Raw genomic sequence first — 24,715 nt, 5'->3', positions numbered from 1 at the left:
GCGCGGCGGCGCGCCTAATTCACTGAGATTAGTTTCGGTGAGATTATTTCGACCATGCGTCCAGCGCATCGGCGAAGACGCGCTCGCCGCCGGGGCCTTTCTCGAGCGAGATCGTCGCCGCACGGCCGTCCTCGAGCTGCAACGGCAGATCGAGCACCATGGGGGAGCGCAGCAGCACGACATTGCGCGCCTCGCGATTGCCGCGCAGCAGGCCGATGAGAAAGGCGTTGTCGGTGATCGGCACGGGAACGCCGGCGACCTGCTCGCCCGACTGCGCCTCCGGCCGGCGCATCTGAATCGGCCCGATCGCCTTTATGCGCTTCAGCTCATTGCCCGCCCCGAGATTGAACGACAGATTCACCGTATGCGAGGCCGAGAGCGTCGGATCGAGATTCTTCTGAATGACGATCGTCGTCTTCAGCTTGGCGGTCGGGAAATCGATCTCGCCGCGGATCGCCGGCGAGACCGGCTGGCCCGGTCCGGCCGGCATGCTGTCCAGCCGCCAGACGACGGTGCCGGGGAATGTCTTGACCTTGGCGGCCTCCTCCGGCGCGGCGACCCAGAGCTCGGCCTTTTGCGCGACGGCGACCGGCTGGCTCCGCTGCTCCGAGGGCGCGCGCGACGGCGGCGGCGGCGACGCGTCGCTCTCGCCGCCGATGCGATCGGCCAGCTTGCCGCCCTCGCCGCTCTCCACGGCGGAAGGCTCCGGCTGCAGCTTGGCGAGATCCTCCGGCCGCTCGCGGAATTGAAGCGCCAGAACGGCGACCAGCGCCACCACAGCGGCGAGCACGCCGCCGATGACGATGACGCGGCGCGAGACGCTGGTGGGCTCCGGCAGAGGCGGCAGCGGCGCGGGAGGCCGCTGCGGCTGCGTCGGCGCGTCCTCCAGTGAAGCGGGCTTTTCGGCCGACGGCGCTTTCTCGGCGAGAGGCGCGTTCTCGACGGGGACAGGCTTTTCCGGCTTCGGCTCGACGGGCTCCGCGCTTTTGAGCGGCTCTTTCGTCTCCGGCTCGGGAGCGCGCTTCTCCTTGGGCGCCGGCGCGGCGACGGGCTCTCGCCCGCTCTGCTCGCGGACGACCTCGAGCTCGAGGCGCGCGATGGCCTCGTCCAAAGCGCGGCCTTCGGCCTCTATATCCTCCTCGGCGACGGGAGGCTGAATGCTGCGAAGCTGGTTGAACAGCGCCTTGCGGGCTCGTTCATAGACCGCTTGCCGCGATTCCGGCGCGGATTGCGGCAGAGCGGCGACCGCGCGGGCGAGCAGCGAATAATAGTCGGCCATGGGGCTTCTAAGACCACCTCGGGCGATTCTCGTCAATCCTCGAAAGGATTACGCACGAGAATCGTGTCATCGCGCTCGGGGCTTGTGGAGAGGAGCGCGACCGGAGCGCCGATCAATTCCTCGATGCGGCGCACATATTTGATGGCCTGCGCCGGGAGATCGGCCCAGGAGCGGGCGCCGCCCGTCGTTCCCTGCCATCCCTCGATCGTCTCATAGACCGGAACCACCCGCGCCTGCGCCGATTGCGAGGCCGGCAGGCGATCGATGCGGACGCCGTCCAAGAGATAATGGGTACACACTTCGATCGTCTCGAGACCGTCGAGAATATCGAGCTTGGTCAAAGCGATCCCGTCGATGCCGGAGGTCTTCACGGCCTGGCGCGTCAGCACGGCGTCGAACCAGCCGCAGCGCCGCCGGCGCCCGGTGTTGGTGCCGAACTCATGGCCGCGGTCGCCGATCAGCGTGCCGATCTCGTCGTGCAGCTCAGTGGGGAAAGGCCCGCCGCCGACGCGCGTCGTATAGGCTTTGGCGATGCCGAGCACATAGCCGATCGCCCCCGGTCCGAGGCCGGAGCCGCTGGCCGCCGAGGCGGAGACCGTGTTGGAGGAGGTCACATAAGGATAAGTGCCGTGGTCGACATCGAGCAGCACGCCCTGCGCGCCCTCGAACAAAATGCGCTTTCCGGCGCGGCGGAGATCCTCGAGCAGCTCCCACACCGCATCCATGTAAGGCAGCACCTGCGGCGCGACGGAGAGCAGCTCGTCGCGCACGCTCGCCGGCTCGATCTCGGCCAAGCCGAGGCCACGCCGCAGCGGATTGTGATGGGCGAGCAGGCGGGTGATCTTTTCGTCCAGCGTATCCGGCTCGGCGAGGTCCATCAGGCGGACCGAGCGGCGGCCGACCTTGTCCTCATAGGCGGGGCCGATGCCGCGCTTGGTGGTGCCGATCTTCACGCCATTGCCGGACGCCTCCTCGCGATAGGCGTCGAGCTCGCGATGCAGCGAGAGGATGAGCGGGGCGTTCTCGGCGATCTTGAAATTCTCGGGGCCGATCTCGACGCCCTGCTCGCGCAGTCGCTCGATCTCGCCGACGAGAAAATGCGGATCGACGACGACGCCATTGCCGATGACCGAGAGCTTGCCCGGCCGCACTATGCCCGATGGCAGCAGCGCGAGCTTATAGGTCACGCCATTGATGACGAGCGTATGGCCCGCATTGTGGCCGCCCTGGAAGCGCACCACCACATCTGCCTCGAGCGAGAGCCAATCGACGATCTTGCCCTTGCCTTCGTCGCCCCATTGGGCGCCGACCACGACTACATTCGCCATGGCGCTTCAGTCTGCTTTCTCGCGTGAGCCCAAGAAAAAACCCCGGCGGGTAACGCCGGGGCTCGTTACGGCAATCGTTTAGCGCAAATCGCGGAAAGGGTCAAAGGCGGCTCGCGCGTGGGGCCGGCCGGACGCAGAAGGCCTGAGCGCGAACGCCGGATCAGAGGCGGCCGCTCTCGCGCCTCGGCGGCTGTGGCTCTTCCCCTTTGATCGTCGTGCGGGTCATCAATCTCCCACTCTCTGGATCATAGGGGGTCACGCGATGCATCACGCCGGTATTGTCCCAGATCAGCAGATCGCCGACCTCCCAATGGTGCCGATAGACGTAGCGAGGCTGGGTCGCCCATTCCATCAGCTCGCGCAGCAGCATGCGGCCTTCATCCGTGTCGGCGCCGTCCACATGCGAGGCTGTGCAGCCGAGCATGAGCGATTTGCGGCCCGATTTTTTGGTCCAGACCAGCGGATGGACCTTGGGCGCATGGCTGCGCCATCGACGCAGCTCCTCATAGGAGGGCGTAGGATTGACCAGCCATTGCGCCGTCTCGACATTGTGGACCACATTAAGATCGCCGACAGACTTCTTCACCGAGTCCGGCATTTCCTCCCAGGCGACGCAGCTATTGCAGAATTCCGTCTGCCCTCCCGTCGCGGACAGCCGCTTCGCATTGAGGACAGAGGCGGCGGTCGGCGCATCGTCGGCGGCGCCGTCTATGTGCCAATGGAAGGAGCCCTTCAGATATTCGGCCGCGGCGGGGTTCGCCGCCTTGTCGAGCGTTATCCGCAACAGGCCGTCGTCGCCCTGCGGCAAAAGCTCGCCGATCGTTCGGGTGAAGGCGCGCTGCTGCGCATCGTCGAGATGGAGCCCGCGAAAGACGAGGACGCCGCGTCGCTCCAAAAGATCGAGAATCTCTGCCGCATGACGTCCGCTCATCAGAGCCGCGACATCGATCGCGACCTCGGAGCCGATATGCGGCGTAAGATCCAGAACCTCCAATTTCGCTTCGGCCGAGGGCGACCTCATGGGATGATTCTCCGAGCGGCTGCGAGCCAGAGGGTCGGATCGGCGAGCCTGCCCGGCTCGAGATAGGGCGCGGAGGCGAGCCGGCATCGGCCTCCTCTTCGTCCGAGGCGGGCGCTCGCCCTTCGCCTCACTGCGGCAGGATTAGCACCCGCATTAAAAACCGTCTAGATGGTTTGTTTTTGTGGCAGCCCTTTTCCTGCGGGCTTTCTCACATAAAATCAGCCCGCTGCTACTCTCTCGGCCCAGACGGCGCCGGGGAGCCATCGGCATTTTCGGACAGCTCGTCCCAAGAGGCCTCGTCCAGCAGGCGCTCGAACAAGCGGTCGCGCTCCTCCTCGCCGAGCGGGCACAGGCCCAGCAGGGCGCTCAACGCCAAGCCGCGCGCCGCCGCCCAGCGCAGCAGCGCCAAATCCGGATCTTTCGCCTCCGCCTTGATCGCCTCCAAGGATTCAGCATCGTTCTCGCGCGTGATGGCGAGTAGGCTCGGATCCTGCCCGAGGGCGCCGAAAATGGCGAAAGCCACGGAACGCGGCTCGATCAGCGTTTGGCGCAGCGTCGCAATTTGCGCGGCGAGGCGGGGCGCGGCCTGCCCGGCGCCGTGCTCGGCCATATAGGCGCGCGAAAAATCCGCGAAATATTCGATTTGATGCTCGAGCAGAGCCTTGAGCACGGCCTCCTTGGTACGGAACTGATGCATCAGCCCGCCCTTGCTGACGCCGCTCTCGCGGGCGATCGCGTCGAGCGTCAAGCGCCCCGGCCCGTCGCGCGCGATGATCGCCAGCGCGGCCTGGATGACCGCCCTGCGGGTTCGTTGCGACCTCGACGCATTATCCATGGCCCCTCGCGTGATCTGCGCCCGCGCCACAGAGTCGGCGCTCTCTCACATATAGCGCGCTACGCGATCCGATTGGACCGCAGAGCGCCAATATTGGAGCGGTTCCATTCGACCGAAAAGCGAAACATCACGGAAAACACTTACCGAAGGCCGCGAGCAGCCGTGGATCGCCGCGCAGCCTGATCTCGAGCGTGACCAGCGCCCATAGCAGGCTCCGCTCCTTGCGCAGAAAGCGCAGCCAGCTCTGCGCATCCGCGCGGATCACGAGATCCGCCTTTCCGATCAGCCCCTCCCCGACCTCGAGCCGGCCATTGTCGATGCGCACGGTGAGGTCCTTGCGCTCCGCGCCGCTGAAGGCGAAATGATAGACCGCCGAGAGGCCGGCAGCGCGCTTCTTCTGAAACCGCAGCGACAGGCCGCGCGCGAAGCTCGCTATGGAGGCGGCGCGCATGCCATTGGCGACGCGCTTCACCCTCTTGTGCGGAAAGCGCCGCTTCACATAATCCTCGGCGTCAGATAGCGGCGTCACATAGATCGTCTCCTTCTTCTTCTTCAGCGGATCGACGATGCTCTGCAGAAAACCGCTTCGATCGCCGCGATAGGCGCCGATCACATCCTCGCCCGCCGGACAGACCGCGAGACAATAGGCGGCCTTGTAATTCGGCCCATAGGCGAGGCTCTGCCACATGGAGACGCTCTCCGCATCCTCGACCTTCTCGCGATAGCCGGCGGCGCTTTTCGCATCGGCGATCGTCTCCACCCAATCCATGAAGCCGCCCATGAACTCGCGATAATTATGCGTGTAGCAGGCGGCAAAATCGAAGCCGCCGTCCGGCGCTATCGCGCCCGTCGGACAGACGGCGACGCAGAGCTTGCAGGAGAGACAGGGATTGTAATCGAGCGGGCGCGAATAGGAATCGAGCGCGACATCGACGACCACCGTCCCGAGCAGAATGAAATTGCCGAATTTCGGATGAATGACATTGCGATGCACGCCCATCTTGCCGAGCCCGGCGGCGACGGCGACGGGCTTATGCGAGACGACCCACATTTTGGCTGGCCAGCGCGCCGCCTCCATCGGAAAGGCCATTGCAGGATAGGCGGCGCGCACGCCCATATCCTCGAGCTTTCGCGTCAGCCGATGCGACACCGCATCGGTCTCGTCGCCGACGCGGTGAAACTCCACATTGGCCAGCGAGCGCGCCGGGCTGCGGATATTCTCGCGATTCATCCGCATCACGAAAGAGACGAGCGTTCGCGCATAGGGAAAGGCGGCGAGAATCTCCGCGCGCTCGAAAGCGATCGCCGGATCGTCGATGGAGACGAAGCCGACATCATCCGCGCCGGCGGAAAGCGCCATCTCGCGCAAGCGTCGCGCCTCGAACGGTTCTCGCGCCGGCGGCGAAGCGATCTCATGAGCCTGCATAGACATGTGCATATGCCCCTTTTTGCGCGTGAGCCGTGCGATGCGCGCGCCTCACGAAAACTGGACCGCGAGCCTTCAGGCACGCTCTCGTTCGCCAAAGATACGCGTCAATCGTCCTGAACCGCCGCGGCGAGCGCGCGCAACTCGCCGACGAGATGCGCCAATCTCTCGGCGCCGAATTTCTCTTCCGCCTTGGTTTGCGCCGCGCGCCACAGCGGCAGCGCTACGGCCAGAGTGGCGCGGCCCTGCTTGGTCAGCGTCACCTCGCGCGTGCGGCGATCCTCGCCGGCCTTCACGCGCAACAGCCCGCGCTTTTCCATCACCGCCAGATTGCGCGCGAGCGCACTGCGATCCAGAACGAAAACCTCCGCCAGCTTGCTGACTGTCCAACCTTCCGCCAGCGAGCAGGCGACGAGCAGCGAATATTGCGTCGGCTCGAGATCGAGCCCGGAAAGACTCTCCGCATAGAGCTTGCCGACCGCGCGCGCCGCGCGTCGCACATTCGCGACCGCGCAGGTCGCGGCGCAGGCTCTGACTTCGGCCGGATCGGGCTCGCTCATAAGATAGATGCATATGCCCCTATCGTGCCGACGTCAAGCGCGAGCGTCCACGCGATCGACGAGCGAAGGCTCAGAACGGCAATGGCGCGCGGTCCGGCTCCACCCAGGCCCGTCGGGCGGCGACGCTGAACAGAGTCTCGCGACTCCAATAGGACAAGAGCCAGTCTGGATGACCGAGCGGCGAGGCCATGAGCGATAGAAGCACCGCATGAAGCGGCGCATCCGGGGAGTGAGCGCGCAAATGTTCGGCGGCGGCCCGCATCGACGCGAGCGTGATGGTGTGGTGATAGCCGCTCGCATCCGTATTGGCCGTGTTCGTCGCCTCATTGTAGCGCGTTATGATTTCGCGGATTTCCAGGGGCGTCGCGAGGTCGGGCCGGTTCCGCAAAAGCCATAGCGCCGTCGCGAAATGCGCCGCATGGGTCCATTCCGCCTTCGGCAAGCTTCGATCGATCACTTTCGAAGCGAGCCGCTCGATCGCATCGTCCTCGGATAAAGCCATCGCATCTGGTCCTCTATGAGGAGCCGCCCGTCCATCGTCACGAGCGTCGCGACGAAATCACGTCACCACCGTCAGCTTGCGCGCGGCGCGCGTCACGCCCGTATAGAGCCAGCGCGCGCGATGCTCACGAAAGGCGAAGGACTCGTCGAACAGCGCGACATCGTCCCATTGCGAGCCCTGCGACTTGTGCACGGTGAGGCAATAGCCGAAATCGAACTCATCCGAATCCTTGCGCTGCGCATAAGGAATCTCGGCGTCGCCGCCTTCGAAGAATTGCGGCAGCACGCCGACGCGCTGGAATTTCCCCGCCGTCTCCTCCGGCTCGACCAGCAGGCGCACCTTGCCGCGCCGCACCGCGCCGGCGCTCTTCACCTTGAACAGCGCGCCATTGAGCAGGCCCTTCTTGCGATTATTGCGCAGACAGACCAGCTTCTCGCCCGATTGCGGCAGCGAGCCCGTGAAGCCGCGCAATTGCCGCAGGCGATTATTATAGGCGCGGCGCGTGCGATTGAGGCCGACGAGCACCTGATCGGCATTGGTGATGAGCGCGGGATCGAGCGCGTCGCGCCGCACCACCTGCGTCTCGCCATAGACGCCGTAATCGAGCCGCCCGCCCTCGCGAATGATCATGGAGAGGCGCACGATCGGATTATCCGCCGCCTGGCGATGCACTTCCGTCAGCATCACATCCGGCTCGGCCTCGGTGAAATAGCCGCCCCCCTTCACCGGCGGCAATTGCGCCGGATCGCCCAGCACCAGCACTTTCTTGCCGAAGGAGAGAAGATCGCGGCCCAATTCCTCATCGACCATTGAACATTCGTCGATGATGATGAGCTTGGCTTTCGCCGCGTCGCTGTCCTCGTTCAGCTCGAAAGCCGGCTCCTCCGTCTCCGTATCGGTGGCGCGATAAATGAGGCTGTGAATGGTGCGCGCGTCCTTGCACCCCTTCGAGCGCATCACCAGCGCCGCCTTGCCGGTAAAAGCGCCGAAGGCGACATCGCCATCGACGCTCTCGGCGATATATTGCGCCAGCGTCGATTTGCCCGTGCCGGCATAGCCGAACAGACGAAACAGCTGCGCCTTTCCGTCCTTCAGCCATGCGGCGACGGCCGAGAGCGCGCGCTCTTGTTCGTTGGTCCAGACGGGCATGGGAAATTTTTCGACTCGATCGATTGTATCGCGGCCAGGATGGCGGAAGTGGCGGAGTGCGGCAAGTGTCAAAACAATTCCCCGCGCCGAATGGACGCCCGCACCGCCCTTGACAAGCTGGTCCCGGGAAAATCAAATAGTTCAGGTTCAACAAAAATAGATTGAGAGCGGCCATGCGAAGTCTGTGGTGCGGAATAGCTATGCTTTTTGTGACTCCTCTACACGCCGACCCTGTCGATTTCGACGCGTTCTTCAACGAAGCAGCGAGCTGCCGTCAATCACAAGCTTTCACGACTCTCCATAAAAATATCGGAAATCGCTACGGCAATGACGCAGACTCCAAGAATACGAAAGTAAACCAGTCGGTTAGCGTAAAAATTCCTCCCGAGATAAGAGCCGGAATTGGCAAAGCGCGATCCGTCAACAAGGGAGAATATACGCAGGTCGTGGTGCCGCTGGACGGATTTTGGCGAGGACTCAAGTTGCAAGAGCTGGAGTTCGCAGTGGGAAATGAAAACGGCGTACAGCAATGGCGGATTCGATTCTCGGAACCGCGTTCCGCGGTGCTCCGCGTTTTCGGAACCGAAGTTTCGGCGGCAAACCGCGCTCTAAAGACGGACCCGGAGAGCGCTCCCTTTGGTCATTCCGCCAAAATTCCGAAGGGATCCAGCGGCGAAATCGTCTGTGACTTTTCGACCTGATCAATAACGGAGACGAACGAGAGATCGCCTATCTGGGCGTTCCCTTCACCAACTTCGCTATTTGTTCAGCTTCCCCTTCACGACCTTCGTCCCCGCCTTGCCCGCCATCGACCGCGGCGCGGGACGCGACAGCGGCCGCGCTTCGCCGCCGCCGAAATTATGCGGACCCATATCGGCGTCGGTCGGCTTATGCGCGCGTGTGCCGGAGATCGCAGGCGCCTCCCCTCCCCTTCCGCGCGGACGCATCAGCGGATTGGCCTCGGCGAGCAACTCGGCGCGTTGCAGGCGGGAAATCTCGTCGCGCAGCCTTGCCGCCTCCTCGAAGGCGAGATCGGCGGCGGCCGCCTTCATGCGCTTCTCGAGATCGGCGAGCGTCGCCTGCATATTGTGGCCCGGCGCCAGCTCGGAGAGGCCGGCGTCCACCGTCACATGATCCTGCTCGGCGAGCGAGCCGAGAATATCGGCGATGTCGCGCTTTATGCTCGCTGGCGTGATGCCATGCTCGGCATTATAGGCCTGCTGCTTGGCGCGGCGGCGGTCGGTCTCGTCCATGGCGCGCTGCATGGAGCCGGTGATGTGATCCGCATAGAGGATCACGCGTCCGTCGACATTGCGCGCAGCGCGGCCGATCGTCTGCACCAGCGAGGTCTCGGAGCGCAGGAAACCTTCCTTATCGGCGTCGAGAATAGCGACGAAGCCGCACTCTGGAATGTCCAATCCCTCGCGCAGAAGATTAATGCCGACCAGCACGTCGAAGGCGCCGAGCCTGAGATCGCGAATGATCTCGATACGCTCGATCGTGTCTATGTCCGAATGCATGTAGCGCACGCGCACGCCATTCTCATGCAGATATTCGGTCAAGTCCTCCGCCATGCGCTTGGTCAGCACGGTGACGAGCGAGCGATAGCCCGCGTCACTCACCGCCTTCACCTCGCCGAGAAGATCATCGACCTGCGAGCGCGCCGGACGTATCTCCACCGGCGGATCGATAAGGCCGGTCGGACGAATGACCTGCTCGACGAAGACGCCGCCCGTGCGCTCCATCTCCCAATTGCCCGGCGTCGCCGAGACGGCGACCGATTGCGGGCGCATCGCGTCCCATTCCTCGAAGCGCAGCGGACGATTGTCCATGCAGGACGGCAGGCGAAAGCCATATTCGGCGAGCGTCGCCTTGCGGCGAAAGTCGCCCTTATACATGGCGCCGATCTGCGGAATGCTCACATGGCTCTCGTCGGCGAAGACGATGGAATTGTCCGGCAGATATTCGAACAGAGTCGGCGGCGGCTCACCGGGCCTACGCCCGGTGAGATAGCGCGAATAATTCTCGATGCCGGCGCAAGAGCCGGTCGCCTCCATCATCTCGAGATCATAGCGCGTACGCTGCTCCAATCGCTGCGCCTCGACGAGACGTCCGGCGTTGTTCAGCTCGCCGAGCCGCCCGCGCAATTCGTCCTTGATCGCTTTGATCGATTGCAGCAGCGTCGGACGCGGCGTCACATAATGCGAATTGGCGTAGACCTTCACGAATTCCAGGTCCTGCGTCTTCTTGCCGGTGAGCGGATCGAACTCGCAGATCGACTCGACCTCATCGCCGAAGAAGGAGACGCGCCAGCCGCGGTCTTCATAATGGGCCGGGAAAATATCGACCGTATCGCCGCGCACGCGAAATGTGCCGCGCGTGAAATCGGAGCCGATACGGCGATATTGCAGAGCGACGAGATCAGTGACCAGCTGACGCTGCTCCAGCTTCTCGCCCATGCTGACGCCGAATGTCATCGCCGTATAGGTCTCGACCGAGCCTATGCCGTAGATGCAGGAGACAGAGGCGACGATGATGACGTCGTCGCGCTCGAGCAGCGCGCGCGTGGCGGCGTGGCGCATGCGGTCGATCTGCTCATTCACCGAGGATTCTTTCTCGATGTATGTGTCGGTGCGCGGCACATAGGCCTCGGGCTGATAATAATCGTAGTAGGACACGAAATATTCGACGGCGTTGTTGGGGAAGAAGCTTTTGAACTCGCCATAGAGCTGGGCCGCGAGCGTCTTATTGGGCGCCAGCACCAGCGCCGGCCGCTGCGTGCGCGCGATCACCTGCGCCATTGTGAATGTCTTGCCGGAGCCGGTGACGCCGAGCAGCACCTGATCGCGTTCATTCGCCTCTATGCCGGCGACCAGCTCCTCGATCGCCTGCGGCTGGTCGCCGCGCGGCTGATAATCGGAAACGAGATCGAATTTGACGCCGCCTTCGCTCTTTTGCGGCCGCTCCGGCCGATGCGGCGTCCAGGGCTTTTTCTCGCGCAGATTGGGATCGCCGAGCTTCAGCAGCTGCTCGAGACTCTCCATCGTCGCCGACACGCCGCCCGCGCCGCCGAGATCGAGCCGTTCGGCCAGCTCCCCATCGACCGAGCCGGCGTCATAGGCCGCCTGCGGCGCCTCCTCGAAGCCGGCCTGCCGCTCGGCGAGGCCGGGATTGAGCAGCGCCTGCAAATGCGGCGCGATCGGCGACACCTCGGGCTTGGCGGCCTTGGCGCGCGTCGGGCGAGCAGGGTTTTTCGGCTTTTTCGGAGCAGAGGCCATGGCCGCGAATATGGCCCCGGAATCACGAGGATGGAAGCGCGAAGAAACGCCCCGCGCCACCGCCGGCGCTACAGGCCGCCCAAAAGCTTGGCGAGCAGCCGGTCGAGAGTCTTCTGCTCGTCTTCCGTCAGCGCGGACAAGATCGTAGCTTCGGCCTTCACATGGCGGGGCAAGACCTCGTCGATCAGCGACCTCCCCTGCTCGGTCAGCCCCACCAACGCGGCGCGCCGATCCGTCGGATGCTTGACGCGCGCCACATGGCCGGCTTTTTCCAGCCGATCGATACGCGCCGTCATGCCGCCAGAGGAGATCATCGTCGCCTCATAGAGCGCCGTGGGCGTCAGCGCATAGGGCGGGCCGGCGCGGCGGAGCGTCGCCATTACGTCGAAATCCCCATTCTGCAAGCCGAAAGCGGCGAAGACGGGAGCGAGCCGGTCGCGAGAGATCCGCGACGCCAGCTCGAGCAGCCGACCCAGCGCCTCCATCGGAAAAGTGTCCAAATCGGGCCTTTCGCGGCTCCATTGCCGAGCGGCCAGCGCAGCGCGGTCCTGGTTCATTTTGTGAGTCCGTCCATATATCTTGACATAAAGATACTTATCATCGAGATATTATCCCCCGAATGAATTTGCCGCAAGCGCGCCTCGCCTCCCTTGAAATTGCGAGTGAACACATGACCGTCCCAGCCGATATCGCCGCCGCCGCCGCTTCCGAAACCCGCGCCCGAAACGAGGGGCATGGCTTCACCCTGATCGCGATCCTGTGCCTCGCGCTCAATCTCCGGCCGGTCATGGCCGGACTCGGGCCGATTCTCGACATTATCGAAAATTCCGCGGGGCTGTCTTCGGCGCAAGCCGGACTGCTCACGACCTTGCCGGTGTTTCTTATGGGCGTCGGCGCATTTGTAGGACGGCGTCTGACGCGGCTTCTCGGCGCGAAGACCGGCGTCGCGATCGGAATCGCGATCATTTCCCTCGCCTGCGCGAGCCGATCGGAATGGGCCGACGCCGCCGGAATGCTGATGACGGCGGCGGCGGCTGGCCTCGGCGTCGCCATCGTGCAAGCGCTTCTGCCCGGTTTCGTCAAAGGGCGCTTCGGAGCCGGCGCCGGCCGCGTCATGGCGCTCTACACGACCGGCATAATGGCCGGCGCGGCTTTGTCCGCCGCCACCGCCGCCGGGCTGGAGCGCGACTTCGGCCTGCCCGCCGCGCTGGCCGTCTGGGCGATCCCGGCTTTCGTCGCCGCGCACGTCTGGCTGCTGCTCCCATTCCCCAGGAGAGGCGCCGGCGGCGGCGTGAGCCGAGCGACCGAGCCCCTGTGGCGTCACGGCCGCGCCTGGACGCTGATGCTGTTTTTCGGCGTCGGCACCGGCGCCTTCACGCTGGTCCTCGCCTGGCTGCCGCCCTATTACACGAACCTCGGCCAGAGCCGCGCCTATAGCGGCTATCTGCTCGCCGGCGTTACCCTCGCGGAAGTGGCCGCGAGCCTCGCTGTCTCCGCTTTCATTGCGCGCTTTCCCGATCGCCGCGGGCCGCTTTTCGTCGTGCTGACGAGCATAACGGCAGGCTTGATCGGCGTGGCCGTGGCGCCTCTGTCGCTCGCATGGCCGGCGGCGATTCTGCTAGGACTCGGCCTCGGCGCATTGTTTCCACTGTCCTTGATCGTCACGCTCGATCATGTCGACGATCCGTCCCGCGCCGGCGAGCTCGCAGCCTTCGTGCAGGGAGGCGGATATATCATCGCCAGCCTGACGCCTTTCGCCGCCGGCGCGATCCGAGACCGTTTCGCCGATCTCACCGGGGCTTGGGAAGCAATGGCGGTCGGCGTTTTTCTGACGATCGCCATCGCTATGCGCTTTTCTCCGCAAAGCCGCCTGAGCGATGATCACGGCGCGACGCCCCGCTAGAGTGTTTTCGAGCGATGTGGGAACCGGTTCGCGTGAAGAAAATACGACCGAACAAGGAGATCCAGAGTCATTCCGGTTCAATCTGAACCGGAATGACTCTAGCGCTCACGCGGGCAATTCCACCGTCTCGCGTCGCTCGGCCTCGCCGCGCGGCGAGCCTTCCTCATCCGCCTGACGCTGGCGGCGCCACATGGCGGCATAGGCGCCGTTCTTCTCCAACAATTGCAGATGCGCGCCGCGCTCCACGATGCGGCCGTGATCGAGGAACAGAATTTCATCCGCATCCACCACGGTGGAGAGACGATGCGCGATCACGAGCGTCGTGCGGCCGCGCGAGACGCGCGCCAACGCCTCTTGAATCTCATGCTCCGTGAAGCTGTCGAGCGCGGACGTCGCCTCGTCGAGAATGAGCAGCGGCGGGCCTTTCAAAATCGTGCGCGCTATGGCGACGCGCTGCTTCTCGCCGCCCGAGAGCTTCAGCCCGCGCTCGCCGACCTGGGCGTCATAGCCATCGGGAAGCGAGCGGATGAAGCTGTCGATCTGCGCGAGACGCGCCGCTTCGCGCACCTCCTCCATGCTCGCGTCCCAACGGCCATAGCGTATGTTGTAGGCGATGCTGTCGTTGAACAGCACCGTATCCTGCGGCACCATGCCGATCGCCTCGCGCAGCGAGCGCTGCGTGACCGCGGAAATATCCTGCCCATCTATGGTGATGCGGCCCGCCTGCGGCTCATAGAAGCGGAACATGAGCCGTGAGATCGTCGATTTTCCGGCGCCCGAGGGGCCGACGATGGCGATGGTCGCGCCGGGCTCCGCGGTGAAGCTCACGCCCTGCAGAATCGGCCGCTTGCTGTCATAGGCGAAGACCACATCGTCGAAGACGATGCGCCCTTCCCGCACATCGAGGTCCGCCGCGCCGGGACGATCGGCGATCTCCGGCTGCTGCGACAGAATGGCGAACATTTTCTCGATATCGACGATCGCCTGGCGCGTCTCGCGATAGAGCGTGCCCATGAAATTGAGCGGCTGATAGAGCTGGATCATCATGGCGTTCACCAGCACGAAATCGCCGACGCTGTTGCGCCCGCTGCGCACGCCCTGCACGCACAGAACCATCATGACCGCTAGGCCGATCGTGTAGATCACCGCCTGCCCGGCGTTCAGCAGCGCGAGCGAGATGTACGAGCGTATGCTGGCGTTCTCATAGATCGCCATGGATTTGTCATAGCGCTCCGCCTCGCGCCGTTCGGCGACGAAATATTTCACCGTCTCATAGTTCAGCAGGCTGTCGATCGCCTTCACATTGGCGTCGACGTCGCTATCGTTCATCGAGCGGCGAATGGCGATACGCCAATTGGTGGCGATGAGCGTGTAGCCGAGAAAAGCGGCGATCGTCGCCATGGCGACCAGCGCATAGTCCCAATCGAATTGTACGCTGAGCACGCCGACGACGAGCGCGAACTCGACGATGGTCGGGACCGCCGTCGACATGACGAGCCGGGTGAGCGTCTCTATGCCGTCGCGGCCGCGCTCCAGCACGCGCGTCAAGCCGCCGGTCTTGCGGCCGATGTGAAAACGCAGCGACAATTGATGCATATGCACGAAGACATGATTGGCGAGCCGCCGCACCGCATGCATGGCGACGGCCGCGAAAAGCGCGTCGCGCGCCTGCGTCAGCAGCGCATAGAGCGCGCGCAGCACGCCATAGAGAATGGTGAAGCCGACGGCGCCGCCGAGAATGCTCGGAACGGCGGCGTCCGCAGCGAGGCCATCCGCCGCCCATTTGAAGGCGAAAGGAACGGCCATATTCACCAATTTTCCAACGAGCAGCAGAGCGAGCGCGATCAGCACGCGTCGCTCGAGGTCGCGGCGGCCTTTCGGCCATATATAGGGCCACAGGTTGCGAATGGTCGCGACGATGGAATCGCGCCGAAGCGGCTGTTCCTGCGCCTCGACCGTCCCATGTAATGAAACTTGCGCCGAAACCTGTTCTTCTTCGCTATCGACCTGTCGCATCACCCTCTTCCGATCCTTCGCACGGAGGCGCCGCTATGACATCTGGCTTTCATATAAGGGGTTTGAAGAGCGAACGCACGAGCGCCACGCTCACGCCGGCGACATCCACCGGCCTTGACGCGGCCACACCGGCGGGCCATCAAGCAAAAATGAACGACATTCGAAAAATCGAACGTGTCTGCGTCTATTGCGGCTCCTCCACCGGCGATGATCCCGTCTACGCCCATGCCGCGGAAACGCTGGGCGCGGCGCTGGCGCACGAAGGCATGGAGCTCGTCTTCGGCGGCGGCTCCTGCGGCCTGATGGGCGCCGTCGCGAGAGCCACGCTGGCGCAGGGCGGCAAGGTCACTGGAATTATTCCGAGCTTTCTCGACGAGCGCGAAATCGCGCTCTCCTCCGTCACCGAGCTGGAAGTCGTGCCGGACATGCATACGCGCAAGCGTCTGATGTTCGAGAAGTCAGACGCTTTCGTGGCGCTGCCCGGCGGCATAGGCACGCTCGAGGAGCTGACCGAGCAATTGACATGGATTCAGCTCGGCCGCCACAGCAAGCCGCTCGTCATCGCCGACATCGGCGGCTTCTGGAAGCCGCTTCTGTCGCTATTCGCGCATATGCATAACGCCGGCTTCATCCGCCCGGGATATGAAGTGCGCTATATGGTCGCCGAGCGCATAGAGGATGTGATCCCCATGCTGCGCGCGACGCGCGTCGCCAAGAGCGAAGGCGAAGAAACGGCGATAGAAAAGCATTTTTGATCGTAGCGCGCTCCCTTCTCCCATGAAATGGGAGAAGGGAGCGCGACGTAGTCGGGTCGGATGAGGGCTGCGGCGGTTCGCGGAAAATTGTCGAGGTCGTCGCTTCGGCGCCGGCCCTCATCCGACCCCGCTTCGCGGGGCCACCTTCTCCCGCAAGCGGGAGAAGGAAGAGCTGCTAGACCGCGCCAGACCTCACCAGCTTATAGACGATCGCGTCGACCAGCGCCTCGAAAGAAGCGTCGACGACATTGGGCGAGACGCCGACGGTGGACCATATCTCCCCCTTGGCGTCCGCGCATTCGACCAGCACGCGCGTCACCGCATCCGTGCCGCCCTGGAACACGCGCACGCGATAATCGACGAGCTTCACATCCTCGATGAAGGATTGATATTTGCCGAGATCCTTGCGCAGCGCGACATCGAGCGCATTGATCGGGCCATTGCCCTCGGCGGCGGAAATGGTCGAGCGCCCGTCGATGCGCAGCTTGACGATCGCCTCCGCGCCCGCCTCTTCCGCGCCGAGATTGGCGCCGAAGCGGCGATCCACGGCGACGCTGTAACGCTCAATGTCGAAATAATGCGGAACATCGCCGAGCACGCGCTTGGCGAGCAGATAGAAAGAGGCGTCGGCGCCTTCATAGGCGTAGCCTTGCGCCTCCTTCTCCTTCACCTCGTCGAGCAGGCGCGTCAGGCGCGGATCGTCTTTCGACAAAGCGATTCCCAATCGCCCCAGCTCGGCGACGATATTGGACTTGCCCGCTTGATCCGACACCAGCACGCGGCGCTGATTGCCGACGCTCTCCGGCGGCACATGCTCGTAAGTGCGCGGATCGGTGAGCACGGCGGAAGCGTGAATGCCGGCCTTGGTGGCGAAGGCGCTGGCGCCGACGTAAGGCGCGTGACGATTGGGCGCGCGATTGAGCAATTCGTCGAGCGCATGGCTGGTGCGCGTCAAATGCGTCAGACTCTCGCGCGTCACGCCGATCTCGAAGCGATCCGAGAATTCGCTTTTCAGCAGAAGATTGCCGATGATCGTCGTCAGATTGGCGTTGCCGCAGCGTTCGCCGAGCCCGTTGAGCGCGCCCTGTATCTGCCGCGCGCCGCCGCGCACTGCGGCGAGCGAGACGGCGACCGCCTGCCCCGTATCATCATGCGCGTGAATGCCGAGCTTGGCGCCCGGAATGACGCGCGCGACCTCCGCCACGATGCGCTCTGCCTCATTGGGCTGCGAGCCGCCATTGGTGTCGCAGAGCACGATCCATCTTGCGCCGGCCTCATGCGCGGCATTGGCGCAGGCCAGCGCATAATCGCGATTGTCCTTATAGCCGTCGAAGAAATGCTCGCAATCGACGAGCACTTCCTTGCCGCGCTCGACGGCGGCGGCGACGGATTGGCGAATGCCGTCGAGATTGTCCTCGAGCGTGGAGCGCAGCGCGACGCGCACCTGATAATCCCAGGCCTTGGCGACAAAGGTCACGCAATCGCAATCGGCGTCCAGCAGGGCGGCGACGCCGGGATCATTGGAGGCGGAGCGGCCCTGTCGGCGCGTCATGCCGAAGGCGGCGAAATGCGCTTTCAAGGGCGGGCGCTTCGCGAAGAATTCCGTATCGAGCGGATTGGCGCCGGGATAGCCGCCCTCGATGTAATCGAGGCCGAGCTCGTCGAGCATTGCGGCGATCTGGCGCTTGTCGGCGAGCGAGAAATCGACGCCGGTCGTCTGCGCGCCATCGCGCAGCGTGGTGTCGAAGAGCGTCAGCCTCTCCCGTGTCATTGCGTTGCAGCCTTGCTCTCGAGTGTCTTCTTCATCGTGGTGTTGCCGAGCCATTCGCCGCGCAGCTCGCGCATGTTGCGTTGATGGGCGACATAGCCGCGCGCGGCGAAGAAATCGCGCGCTGCGTCGGAAGCGTCGACGCTGATCTCGCGCGTTCCACGCGCGGCCGCGAGCTTTTCCATCGCGTCGGCGAGCGCCGAGGCGACGCCGCGCCGAGCCGCGCGCGGATGCACATAGAGCATGTCGAAGAGACTATTGTCGCGCAGCGCGGCGAAGCCAGCGATCTCGCCGTCGAGCGAGGCGACGATGGTGAGCGCGCCCGCGAGCTTCTTGGCGAAAGCCTCTTGGTCATCGGCCGCGGCGGCCCAGGCGGCGAGCTGATCCTCGCCGTAATCTTCGGCCGCCAGCGTCTCGACGCTTGCGCGAAACAATTGCGCGAGGCGCGGCGCATCGGTCGGCAGATAGGGGCGAAGCCCGGGAGCGGAAGCGGCGCGCGCCATGGCTAGATCAGCTCGAAGGCCGCGAGCACATGCCATGCGGCGATGGCTGCGAGCGCGAGAATGATGAGCTTGAACACGAGATAAGACGCCCAATGCCCCGGAAAGGGCAGAAATCTGCGCCAGTCGTTCTTAAGCATGGGCGTGGTCTCCTCTCACGAAAGACGGAATCTTCGTGCGCGTCTCCTTCTCCCACTCGTGGGAGAAGGTGGCCCTCGCGTCAGCGAGGGTCGGATGAGGGTCCATGACGCGTTTCGACGATTCCATGCGCAGCGAGCCCTCATCCGACCCGGCCAAAAGCCTGTCGCTTGCGACGGGCGTCCTCTCGGACGCCCTATGGCCGGGCCACCTTCTCCCCCAAAGCGGGAGAAGGAGTCGCGCGTCTTGATCGTTGGATAAGGTTCGAGCGCAGTGAAGCTTCATCGCTTCACCTCCCATGTCGTGGTGCCGTCCTTATTGTCCTTCAGCGCGACGCCCATCGCCGCGAGCTCGTCGCGAATGCGGTCGGACTCGGCCCAGTTTTTTGCCGCGCGGGCGGCGAGGCGACTCGAGATCAATGAGGAAACCTGCTCCGCATCCACCGCCTGTTTCGTCTCGCCTTCGACCCATTGCCGATAGGAGCGAATGTCTATGCCGAAGAGCTTCAACGCTCCGTCGAGCGCCGCGGCGTCCAGCTCATGCAGCGATGCGAGCGCGAGTGGCGTATTCAGATCATCGGCGAGCGCATTCAAAACCTCGCCCGCTGCCGCAGGCGCAGCGGAAACCGCGCCGATCTGCGCGCTCCATTTGCGCAGGCTCGCCTCCGCCTCCTCGAGCGCCTTCCCGGTAAAATCGATCGGCTGGCGATAATGCGTGCGCAGCATGGCGAGGCGCAGCACCTCGCCGGGCCATTTCCGCCCGCCGAAATTCTCCGTGTGCAGCAGTTCGTTTATCGTCACGAAATTCCCCAGGCTCTTGGACATTTTCTCGCCCTCGACCTGCAGGAATCCATTGTGCATCCAGTAATTCGCCATCGCCTCGTGACCGAAGGCGCAGCGCGTCTGGGCGATCTCGTTCTCGTGATGCGGGAAGACGAGATCGATGCCGCCGCCGTGAATGTCGAACACCTCGCCCAAATGCTTCCACGACATGGCCGAGCATTCGAGATGCCAGCCGGGCCGGCCGCGCCCCCAGGGCGAGTCCCAGCCGGGCTCGCTCTCCTTTGACGGCTTCCACAGCACGAAATCCATGTCGCCGCGCTTATAGGGCGCGACATCGACGCGGGCGCCGGCGATCATCTCGTCGAGCGGACGACGCGACAAGCGGCCATATTCGGCCATGGACGGCACGTCGAACAGCACATGGCCATCCGCCGCATAGGCGTGGCCGGCGGCGATCATCTTCTCGATGAGCGCGATCATCTCGGCGATATGCTCGGTGGCGCGCGGCTGCACGCTCGGCTCGAGGCAGCCGAGCGCCTTCACGTCCTCCTGGAAGATTTTATTGGTGCCCTCGGTCAGCTCGCGGATCGTGATTCCGCGCTCGGCGGCGCGCGCGTTGATCTTGTCGTCGACGTCAGTGATGTTGCGGACGTAGGTGACATGATCGGCGCCATAGAGATGGCGCAGCAGGCGAAACAGCACGTCGAAAACGATGATCGGCCGCGCATTGCCGATATGGGCGTAGTCATAGACCGTGGGGCCGCAGACATACATGCGCACATTCGCCGGATCGAGAGGACGGAACTCCTCCTTGGCGCGCGACAGCGTATTGTAGAGCTTCAGAACGGGAGCTTCGGACGACATGAATTTCCCTCGGCCTGCCGGCCCGGGGCGTCATTGCGTGTCATGAAGAGAGACGTGACGGCTCCGGCCAGCTTTTGCGCTAGCTGATAATGATCCGACAAAGGATGCAGGAGTGGAGCGTGCTCGTCATAGCGCTAACATGCGCGCTCCGGGGCCGTCCGTCAAGTCGCAGACTCGGCCCTTCGGTCCCTGCCCCAGCCCCTCGCCAGAACGCGCCACAGCCGCGAGCGCGGGCTTGCCAGATACATCGTTACACGATATTAATTTGATCGTAGAACGATGCAGTTGCTGGCGCGCTCCCGCGTCGGCGATCGCGCCCGTTCGCATCCTGACGGCTCATCGCCGGCGGCCGCCCGTTATTCCCTCTCGAGGCGACCGGTCCGCGGAGAAAAGCGGGATGTGGCGCGCGCCGCCTTCGACCGCCCCGCAGGTCGAAGGCGGCGCGCCTGAAACGACCGAAGAAGGCCCGGACGCCCTCGCGATCGTCGCGAGCGACGTTTCGAGAGGCCCGCAATTGGAGGAAACGACAATGAAAATTCGCCTCGTCTTCACCCTCGTCCTCATTGCCGCAGCGGCCGGCGCCGGCCTCGCCCAGGCGACGCCCCATCGGGTCGGCGACCTCGGCTTCTCGCCGCGGCCGATCGAAAAAGTGAGCTGCGACAATCGCGGCGACGACAAGCAGGCGCACTGCATGGAGAGCTGCGACGAGGTCTGGATCAAGGCGTCGCAGGCCTATAATGGCAATATCGACAAAGCCAAGGTCGAGAAGAAGTCCTGCGAGGCCAAATGCGGCTGCTGAGCCGCTGAGCCGTCGTCGCCTCGGGGGAAGGCTTTCCTTGATCCCTTCGCCGGAATAAGTCACAACAGCCCGCGCTGCGGCCCTGCGCCGCGGCGCGAGTCCTTTTTCCGGAACAGGGTCAAATGGCGGAAATTTTGCGCGTCGGCGTCGCGGGCTTGGGCACGGTGGGCGCTTCGGTCGTGCGGCTGCTGCAGAGGCAGGCGCAAGCGCTGGCGGCGCGCACGGGGCGCGAGATCGTCGTCACGGCGGTTTCCGCCCGCGACAAGGGCAAGGACCGCGGCGTCGACCTCGCCGGCGCGACCTTCTATGACGATCCGATCGCCCTCGCCGCCTCCGACGGCATAGATCTTTTCGTCGAGCTGATCGGCGGGTCCGAAGGACCGGCGCGCGTCAGCGTCGAGACCGCGCTCGCCAAGGGCAAGTCGGTCGTCACCGCCAATAAGGCGCTGCTCTCCGCCCATGGCTCGGCGCTGGCCGAGCTGGCCGAGAGCCGCCATGTCGCGCTCGCCTTCGAGGCGTCGGTCGCCGGCGGCATCCCCATCGTCAAGACGCTGCGCGAAGGCCTCGCCGGCAATTCGATCGAGCGCGTCTATGGCATTCTCAACGGCACCTGCAATTACATCCTCTCGCGCATGGAGGCGGAGCGCCTCTCCTTCGAGGAATGTCTGAAGGAGGCGCAGCGCTTGGGCTACGCCGAGGCGGACCCGACATTCGACATTGGCGGGTTCGACACGGCGCATAAGCTGTCGATTCTCGCCTCCCTCGCTTTCGGCGCGCGCATCGCGCCCGAGGCGGTCGAGATAGAAGGCATAGAGCGCGTCACCTTGGCCGATATTGACGCGGCCGGGGAGCTGGGCTTCCGCATCAAGCTGCTCGGCGTCGCCCAACGCACGGCGCAGGGCATAGAGCAGCGCGTGCATCCCACAATGGTGCGCAAGACCACCGCCATCGCCCAGGTGATGGGCGTCACCAACGCCGTCACCATAGACGCCGACGCCGTGCATGAGCTGACCTTGGTCGGTCCCGGCGCCGGCGGCGACGCCACCGCCTCCGCCGTCGTCGCCGATATCGCCGATATCGCCAAAGGCGTGCGCTCGGCTCCCTTCGGCCTGCCGAGCGCCTCGCTGCGCAAGCTCGAGCGCGCCCCGGCGGCGCTGCATGAGGGCGGCTATTACATCCGCCTCGCCGTGCCGGACGTGCCCGGCGCCTTCGCCGCCATCGCCACGGCCATGGCCGAGCGCAAAATCTCGCTCGAGAGCATCATGCAGCATGGCGCGCGCGCGGCGCGGCGCAGCGGCGGCGCCCAAGTCGGCGCGCAAGTCGGGGTGATTCTCATCACCCATGCGACGACGGAGCGTCTGGTGCGCGAGGCGCTCGACGCCATCTACGCCGACGGCGTCATCGCCGAGCCGGCGCAGGTCATCCGCATCGAGCGCGAATAGCGCATCGCCGGAGAAAAATGCATGGCGCGCCCCGCATCGGCCGCAGACAAGACCCTCGATCGCAATCTGACCCTCGAGCTCGTCCGTGTCACCGAAAGGGCGGCCGTGGCCGCGGCGCGCTGGCGCGGGCGCGGCGATGAGATGGCGGCTGACCAAGCCGCCGTCGACGCCATGCGCAGCGAGCTGGGTCGGCTGACGATTCGCGGCCGCATCGTCATCGGCGAGGGCGAGCGCGACTCGGCGCCCATGCTGTTCATCGGCGAGGAAGTGGGCGCCGGCGGCGGCCCGCGCGTCGATCTCGCCGTGGCGCCGCTCGAGGGCTCGACGCTCTGCGCCAAGGATATGGCGGGCGCGATCTCCATCGTCGCCATCGCCGCGGCCGGCTCGCTGCTCTATGCGCCGGATGTCTATATGGACAAGATCGCCATCGGCCCCGGCTATCCGCCGGGCGTCGTCGATCTCGACAATGAGCCGGGCGCCAATATCGCCGCCCTCGCCGCAGCCAAGGGCGTCGCGGCGCAGGACGTCACTATCTGCATTCTGGACCGGCCCCGCCATGCCGAGCTGATCGCGCGTTGCCGCGCGGCGGGCGCATGCGTGCGGCTCATCAGCGACGGCGATGTGGCGGGAATCATCTTCACCGCCCAGCCGGCGGAGACCGGCGTCGATATGTATCTCGGCGCTGGCGGCGCGCCGGAGGGCGTGCTGGCGGCCGGCGTGCTGCGCTGCGTCGGCGGCCAGATGCAGGGCCGCCTCGTGCTGGACAGCCCGGCCAAGACGGCGCGCGCGGCCGAAATGGGCGTGCGCGATCCGCGCAAGAAATATGAGCTGGAGGAGCTGGCCTCCGGCGATGTGGTGGTCTGCGCGACCGGCGTCACCGACGGGCCGCTGCTGTTCGGCGTGGTCTTCGGCAAGGATGCGATCGAGACAGAGACGCTGGTCTATCGCTCCTCCACCGGCACGGTGCGGCGCATCAGCGCCCAGCATCGCGTGAGCGGGAAATTCGAATCGGACTGAACGATCTTGTCCACGAAATTTGTTTTGCTCCCCGTATTCGCTCTCGTCGCTCTCGCTCTGGGGCTGCTGGTCGCTCTCGCGCTGTCGCGCATTCGCGCGCTGCGGGGCAAAGTGGTGAAGCCGGCGGATATAGCGCTCAATCGGAACTGGCCGGACCAAATCGCCCAGCTCGCCAATTCCTACGCCAGCCAATTCGAGCTGCCCGTGCTGTTCTACGCGCTGGTCGCGCTGACGCTGGTCACGGAGAAAGCGGACCTTTTATTCGTCGCGCTGGAATGGGCCTTTGTCGCGACGCGTTACGCGCACGCCTCTATTCACGTCACCAGCAATCATGTGCAGCGGCGATTTTTCGCCTTCGCGGCGGGCTTCGCGCTGCTCGCCCTCATGTGGGCGATCTTCGCCGCGCGGATCGTCTTTTCCTGACGATCCGCGGCCGCGAGCTCGAGGCCGAATGACATTCGCTGGCCGCATTATTCATGTTCGGCGGAACATGAATAATGCCTCGTCGCTATCGACTAGAGCGCTTTCCGATCGAACGGAATCGTTCGATCGATCAGAACCACGCGAGAATCTAGCGCTTTTCCTGCCGAAGTGGATGCCGGTTCGGCGTTGGAAAAGCGTCGATCAGGATCTTTCCGCGTTTCGATGAAACATGGAAAGATTCTTCTAGCCCCGACCGGCGGGAAAGGCGTTGCGCAGGCTCCGCTGGAGGGTGCGAACGGACACGCCCAGTTCCTCCGCCACCTCCTGTACCTGCGTCTTCTCCTGCCGTATGGCTTCGAAAGCGTCAGCGATCTGATCGGGGCTGAGCGATTTTGGCCGCCCGAGCGTGCAGCCGCGCGCCCGCGCAGCGGAGAGCCCCGCCCGCGTTCTTTCGCTGATGAGGGAACGCTCGAACTCGGCCAGCGCCGCCATCATATGGAACATCAGCCGGCCGCCCGATGAGGTCGTGTTGATGTTCTCGGTCAGGGACTGAAAATTAATCCCTCGCTTTCCGAGCTTATCCATCAACGCGACGAGACCTGGCAAAGACCGGCCGAGCCGATCCAGACGCCAGACGACCAAAGTGTCGCCGGACTTCAAATTCTGCATCGCTTTCTCCAGACCGGCGCGACTGAAATCAAGTCCTGATCGCCCATGATCCGTAAAAATTTCATCACATCCTACCTTTTCTAAGGCTTTGAGCTGCAGATCGAGTTTTTGCTCGTCTGTTGATACTCGCGCATAGCCGACGATCATTATTTGTTCTCGTGTCTCGATGCCAAAACGGCGCTGCCACGTCGTAAAGAATCGGTTTTTGTCTACCAAACTATCTCATTACGAGACAGAAAGGCTTGACAAAATCGGTCCTTT

The 24,715-nt window shown here is 64.3% G+C and carries 23 protein-coding genes; 7 read left to right on the top strand and 16 right to left on the bottom strand.

Features of this window, described 5'->3' with window-relative positions; genetic code table 11:
- Positions 1-43: 43 nt before the first annotated feature.
- The 8 genes from A1351_RS08130 to A1351_RS08095 all read right to left on the bottom strand — a co-directional run bounded on the left by A1351_RS08130 (position 44) and on the right by A1351_RS08095 (position 8,100).
- A complete protein-coding gene (locus A1351_RS08130) occupies positions 44-1,279 on the bottom strand; it encodes a hypothetical protein (protein ID WP_064032727.1) in 1,236 nt (411 codons plus the stop codon).
- Between the two features lie 32 nt (positions 1,280-1,311).
- Positions 1,312-2,607: an adenylosuccinate synthase gene (locus A1351_RS08125; RefSeq protein ID WP_064032726.1), complete on the bottom strand. Its 1,296-nt coding sequence runs from the start codon at positions 2,605-2,607 to the stop codon at positions 1,312-1,314.
- 160 nt (positions 2,608-2,767) lie between these two features.
- The gene (locus A1351_RS08120; protein ID WP_064032725.1) at positions 2,768-3,628 is read right to left on the bottom strand and encodes a TauD/TfdA family dioxygenase; all 861 of its coding nucleotides are present in this window, start codon (positions 3,626-3,628) and stop codon (positions 2,768-2,770) included.
- Positions 3,629-3,857: 229 nt separating this feature from the next.
- Positions 3,858-4,463 (bottom strand): TetR/AcrR family transcriptional regulator, encoded by a 606-nt coding sequence (locus A1351_RS08115; RefSeq protein WP_064032724.1) that lies wholly within the window; start codon positions 4,461-4,463, stop codon positions 3,858-3,860.
- Between the two features lie 127 nt (positions 4,464-4,590).
- Entirely contained in the window at positions 4,591-5,895 is a 1,305-nt protein-coding gene (locus tag A1351_RS08110; RefSeq protein ID WP_064032723.1) for an SCP2 sterol-binding domain-containing protein, read from the bottom strand.
- 101 nt (positions 5,896-5,996) lie between these two features.
- Positions 5,997-6,449 (bottom strand): MarR family winged helix-turn-helix transcriptional regulator, encoded by a 453-nt coding sequence (locus A1351_RS08105; RefSeq protein ID WP_064032722.1) that lies wholly within the window; start codon positions 6,447-6,449, stop codon positions 5,997-5,999.
- A gap of 70 nt (positions 6,450-6,519) precedes the next feature.
- Positions 6,520-6,951, bottom strand: a complete 432-nt coding sequence (locus A1351_RS08100; protein WP_024880365.1) for a hypothetical protein — start codon at positions 6,949-6,951, stop codon at positions 6,520-6,522.
- Positions 6,952-7,008: 57 nt separating this feature from the next.
- The gene (locus A1351_RS08095) at positions 7,009-8,100 is read right to left on the bottom strand and encodes an ATP-dependent RecD-like DNA helicase (protein WP_024880366.1); all 1,092 of its coding nucleotides are present in this window, start codon (positions 8,098-8,100) and stop codon (positions 7,009-7,011) included.
- Between the two features lie 200 nt (positions 8,101-8,300).
- Between A1351_RS08095 and A1351_RS24600 the strand changes: the two genes are divergently transcribed.
- Positions 8,301-8,801 (top strand): hypothetical protein, encoded by a 501-nt coding sequence (locus tag A1351_RS24600; RefSeq protein WP_157096200.1) that lies wholly within the window; start codon positions 8,301-8,303, stop codon positions 8,799-8,801.
- 57 nt (positions 8,802-8,858) lie between these two features.
- Here the strand turns inward: A1351_RS24600 and uvrB are convergent, their stop codons facing one another.
- Both uvrB and A1351_RS08080 read right to left on the bottom strand, forming a co-directional pair.
- Positions 8,859-11,378, bottom strand: coding sequence for an excinuclease ABC subunit UvrB (gene uvrB, locus A1351_RS08085; protein WP_064032721.1), 2,520 nt, complete (start codon positions 11,376-11,378; stop codon positions 8,859-8,861).
- Between the two features lie 68 nt (positions 11,379-11,446).
- Positions 11,447-11,935 carry a MarR family winged helix-turn-helix transcriptional regulator gene (locus tag A1351_RS08080; protein ID WP_024880369.1) on the bottom strand — a complete coding sequence of 163 codons (489 nt, stop codon included), beginning with the start codon at positions 11,933-11,935 and terminating at the stop codon, positions 11,447-11,449.
- A 113-nt stretch (positions 11,936-12,048) separates the two neighbouring features.
- Between A1351_RS08080 and A1351_RS08075 the strand changes: the two genes are divergently transcribed.
- A complete protein-coding gene (locus A1351_RS08075; protein ID WP_198162297.1) occupies positions 12,049-13,281 on the top strand; it encodes an MFS transporter in 1,233 nt (410 codons plus the stop codon).
- A 105-nt stretch (positions 13,282-13,386) separates the two neighbouring features.
- Here A1351_RS08075 and A1351_RS08070 read toward each other — a convergent pair whose 3' ends face one another.
- Entirely contained in the window at positions 13,387-15,297 is a 1,911-nt protein-coding gene (locus A1351_RS08070; RefSeq protein WP_026598915.1) for an ABC transporter ATP-binding protein/permease, read from the bottom strand.
- A gap of 149 nt (positions 15,298-15,446) precedes the next feature.
- Here A1351_RS08070 and A1351_RS08065 point away from each other — a divergent pair, with 149 nt between their 5' ends.
- On the top strand, positions 15,447-16,052 hold the full coding sequence (locus A1351_RS08065; protein ID WP_036291640.1) for a TIGR00730 family Rossman fold protein: 606 nt from the start codon (positions 15,447-15,449) through the stop codon (positions 16,050-16,052).
- A gap of 175 nt (positions 16,053-16,227) precedes the next feature.
- On the opposite strand, the gene cimA is transcribed toward A1351_RS08065, so the two are convergent.
- From cimA to cysS, 4 genes are all read right to left on the bottom strand, one after another.
- Entirely contained in the window at positions 16,228-17,823 is a 1,596-nt protein-coding gene (gene cimA / locus A1351_RS08060) for a citramalate synthase (RefSeq protein ID WP_064032720.1), read from the bottom strand.
- Entirely contained in the window at positions 17,820-18,323 is a 504-nt protein-coding gene (locus A1351_RS08055; RefSeq protein WP_064032719.1) for a GNAT family N-acetyltransferase, read from the bottom strand. Before A1351_RS08055 ends, cimA begins: the two co-directional genes overlap by 4 nt.
- A 2-nt stretch (positions 18,324-18,325) precedes the next feature.
- The gene (locus A1351_RS26000) at positions 18,326-18,460 is read right to left on the bottom strand and encodes a hypothetical protein (protein ID WP_256380986.1); all 135 of its coding nucleotides are present in this window, start codon (positions 18,458-18,460) and stop codon (positions 18,326-18,328) included.
- Positions 18,461-18,739: 279 nt separating this feature from the next.
- Entirely contained in the window at positions 18,740-20,104 is a 1,365-nt protein-coding gene (gene cysS, locus A1351_RS08050) for a cysteine--tRNA ligase (RefSeq protein WP_064032718.1), read from the bottom strand.
- 529 nt (positions 20,105-20,633) lie between these two features.
- Here cysS and A1351_RS08045 point away from each other — a divergent pair.
- The 4 genes from A1351_RS08045 to A1351_RS08030 all read left to right on the top strand — a co-directional run bounded on the left by A1351_RS08045 (position 20,634) and on the right by A1351_RS08030 (position 23,785).
- Positions 20,634-20,903, top strand: a complete 270-nt coding sequence (locus A1351_RS08045; protein ID WP_024880376.1) for a hypothetical protein — start codon at positions 20,634-20,636, stop codon at positions 20,901-20,903.
- A 122-nt stretch (positions 20,904-21,025) separates the two neighbouring features.
- Positions 21,026-22,345: a homoserine dehydrogenase gene (locus tag A1351_RS08040; RefSeq protein ID WP_024880377.1), complete on the top strand. Its 1,320-nt coding sequence runs from the start codon at positions 21,026-21,028 to the stop codon at positions 22,343-22,345.
- Positions 22,346-22,366: 21 nt separating this feature from the next.
- Positions 22,367-23,362: a class II fructose-bisphosphatase gene (gene glpX, locus A1351_RS08035; RefSeq protein WP_024880378.1), complete on the top strand. Its 996-nt coding sequence runs from the start codon at positions 22,367-22,369 to the stop codon at positions 23,360-23,362.
- A 24-nt stretch (positions 23,363-23,386) separates the two neighbouring features.
- The gene (locus A1351_RS08030; RefSeq protein ID WP_245291617.1) at positions 23,387-23,785 is read left to right on the top strand and encodes an MAPEG family protein; all 399 of its coding nucleotides are present in this window, start codon (positions 23,387-23,389) and stop codon (positions 23,783-23,785) included.
- 243 nt (positions 23,786-24,028) lie between these two features.
- Here A1351_RS08030 and A1351_RS08025 read toward each other — a convergent pair whose 3' ends face one another.
- On the bottom strand, positions 24,029-24,601 hold the full coding sequence (locus A1351_RS08025; RefSeq protein WP_024880380.1) for a recombinase family protein: 573 nt from the start codon (positions 24,599-24,601) through the stop codon (positions 24,029-24,031).
- Positions 24,602-24,715 lie beyond the last annotated feature (114 nt).

It is taken from the genome of Methylosinus sp. R-45379 (assembly GCF_001644125.1).
Taxonomy (GTDB): Bacteria; Pseudomonadota; Alphaproteobacteria; order Rhizobiales; family Beijerinckiaceae; genus Methylosinus.
The sequence above is the reverse complement of the archived record's forward strand: the minus strand, read 5'-3'. Positions and strand labels throughout refer to the sequence as shown.

What these genes read in the sequence shown, in the direction of transcription:
- A1351_RS08130 (WP_064032727.1), bottom strand. Translation starts at nt 1,279, where the DNA reads ATGGCCGACTATTATTCGCTGCTCGCCCGCGCGGTCGCCGCTCTGCCG.
- A1351_RS08125 (WP_064032726.1), bottom strand. Translation starts at nt 2,607, where the DNA reads ATGGCGAATGTAGTCGTGGTCGGCGCCCAATGGGGCGACGAAGGCAAG.
- A1351_RS08120 (WP_064032725.1), bottom strand. Translation starts at nt 3,628, where the DNA reads ATGAGGTCGCCCTCGGCCGAAGCGAAATTGGAGGTTCTGGATCTTACG.
- A1351_RS08115 (WP_064032724.1), bottom strand. Translation starts at nt 4,463, where the DNA reads ATGGATAATGCGTCGAGGTCGCAACGAACCCGCAGGGCGGTCATCCAG.
- A1351_RS08110 (WP_064032723.1), bottom strand. Translation starts at nt 5,895, where the DNA reads ATGTCTATGCAGGCTCATGAGATCGCTTCGCCGCCGGCGCGAGAACCG.
- A1351_RS08105 (WP_064032722.1), bottom strand. Translation starts at nt 6,449, where the DNA reads ATGAGCGAGCCCGATCCGGCCGAAGTCAGAGCCTGCGCCGCGACCTGC.
- A1351_RS08100 (WP_024880365.1), bottom strand. Translation starts at nt 6,951, where the DNA reads ATGGCTTTATCCGAGGACGATGCGATCGAGCGGCTCGCTTCGAAAGTG.
- A1351_RS08095 (WP_024880366.1), bottom strand. Translation starts at nt 8,100, where the DNA reads ATGCCCGTCTGGACCAACGAACAAGAGCGCGCGCTCTCGGCCGTCGCC.
- A1351_RS24600 (WP_157096200.1), top strand. Translation starts at nt 8,301, where the DNA reads ATGCTTTTTGTGACTCCTCTACACGCCGACCCTGTCGATTTCGACGCG.
- uvrB (WP_064032721.1), bottom strand. Translation starts at nt 11,378, where the DNA reads ATGGCCTCTGCTCCGAAAAAGCCGAAAAACCCTGCTCGCCCGACGCGC.
- A1351_RS08080 (WP_024880369.1), bottom strand. Translation starts at nt 11,935, where the DNA reads ATGAACCAGGACCGCGCTGCGCTGGCCGCTCGGCAATGGAGCCGCGAA.
- A1351_RS08075 (WP_198162297.1), top strand. Translation starts at nt 12,049, where the DNA reads ATGACCGTCCCAGCCGATATCGCCGCCGCCGCCGCTTCCGAAACCCGC.
- A1351_RS08070 (WP_026598915.1), bottom strand. Translation starts at nt 15,297, where the DNA reads ATGCGACAGGTCGATAGCGAAGAAGAACAGGTTTCGGCGCAAGTTTCA.
- A1351_RS08065 (WP_036291640.1), top strand. Translation starts at nt 15,447, where the DNA reads ATGAACGACATTCGAAAAATCGAACGTGTCTGCGTCTATTGCGGCTCC.
- cimA (WP_064032720.1), bottom strand. Translation starts at nt 17,823, where the DNA reads ATGACACGGGAGAGGCTGACGCTCTTCGACACCACGCTGCGCGATGGC.
- A1351_RS08055 (WP_064032719.1), bottom strand. Translation starts at nt 18,323, where the DNA reads ATGGCGCGCGCCGCTTCCGCTCCCGGGCTTCGCCCCTATCTGCCGACC.
- A1351_RS26000 (WP_256380986.1), bottom strand. Translation starts at nt 18,460, where the DNA reads ATGCTTAAGAACGACTGGCGCAGATTTCTGCCCTTTCCGGGGCATTGG.
- cysS (WP_064032718.1), bottom strand. Translation starts at nt 20,104, where the DNA reads ATGTCGTCCGAAGCTCCCGTTCTGAAGCTCTACAATACGCTGTCGCGC.
- A1351_RS08045 (WP_024880376.1), top strand. Translation starts at nt 20,634, where the DNA reads ATGAAAATTCGCCTCGTCTTCACCCTCGTCCTCATTGCCGCAGCGGCC.
- A1351_RS08040 (WP_024880377.1), top strand. Translation starts at nt 21,026, where the DNA reads ATGGCGGAAATTTTGCGCGTCGGCGTCGCGGGCTTGGGCACGGTGGGC.
- glpX (WP_024880378.1), top strand. Translation starts at nt 22,367, where the DNA reads ATGGCGCGCCCCGCATCGGCCGCAGACAAGACCCTCGATCGCAATCTG.
- A1351_RS08025 (WP_024880380.1), bottom strand. Translation starts at nt 24,601, where the DNA reads ATGATCGTCGGCTATGCGCGAGTATCAACAGACGAGCAAAAACTCGAT.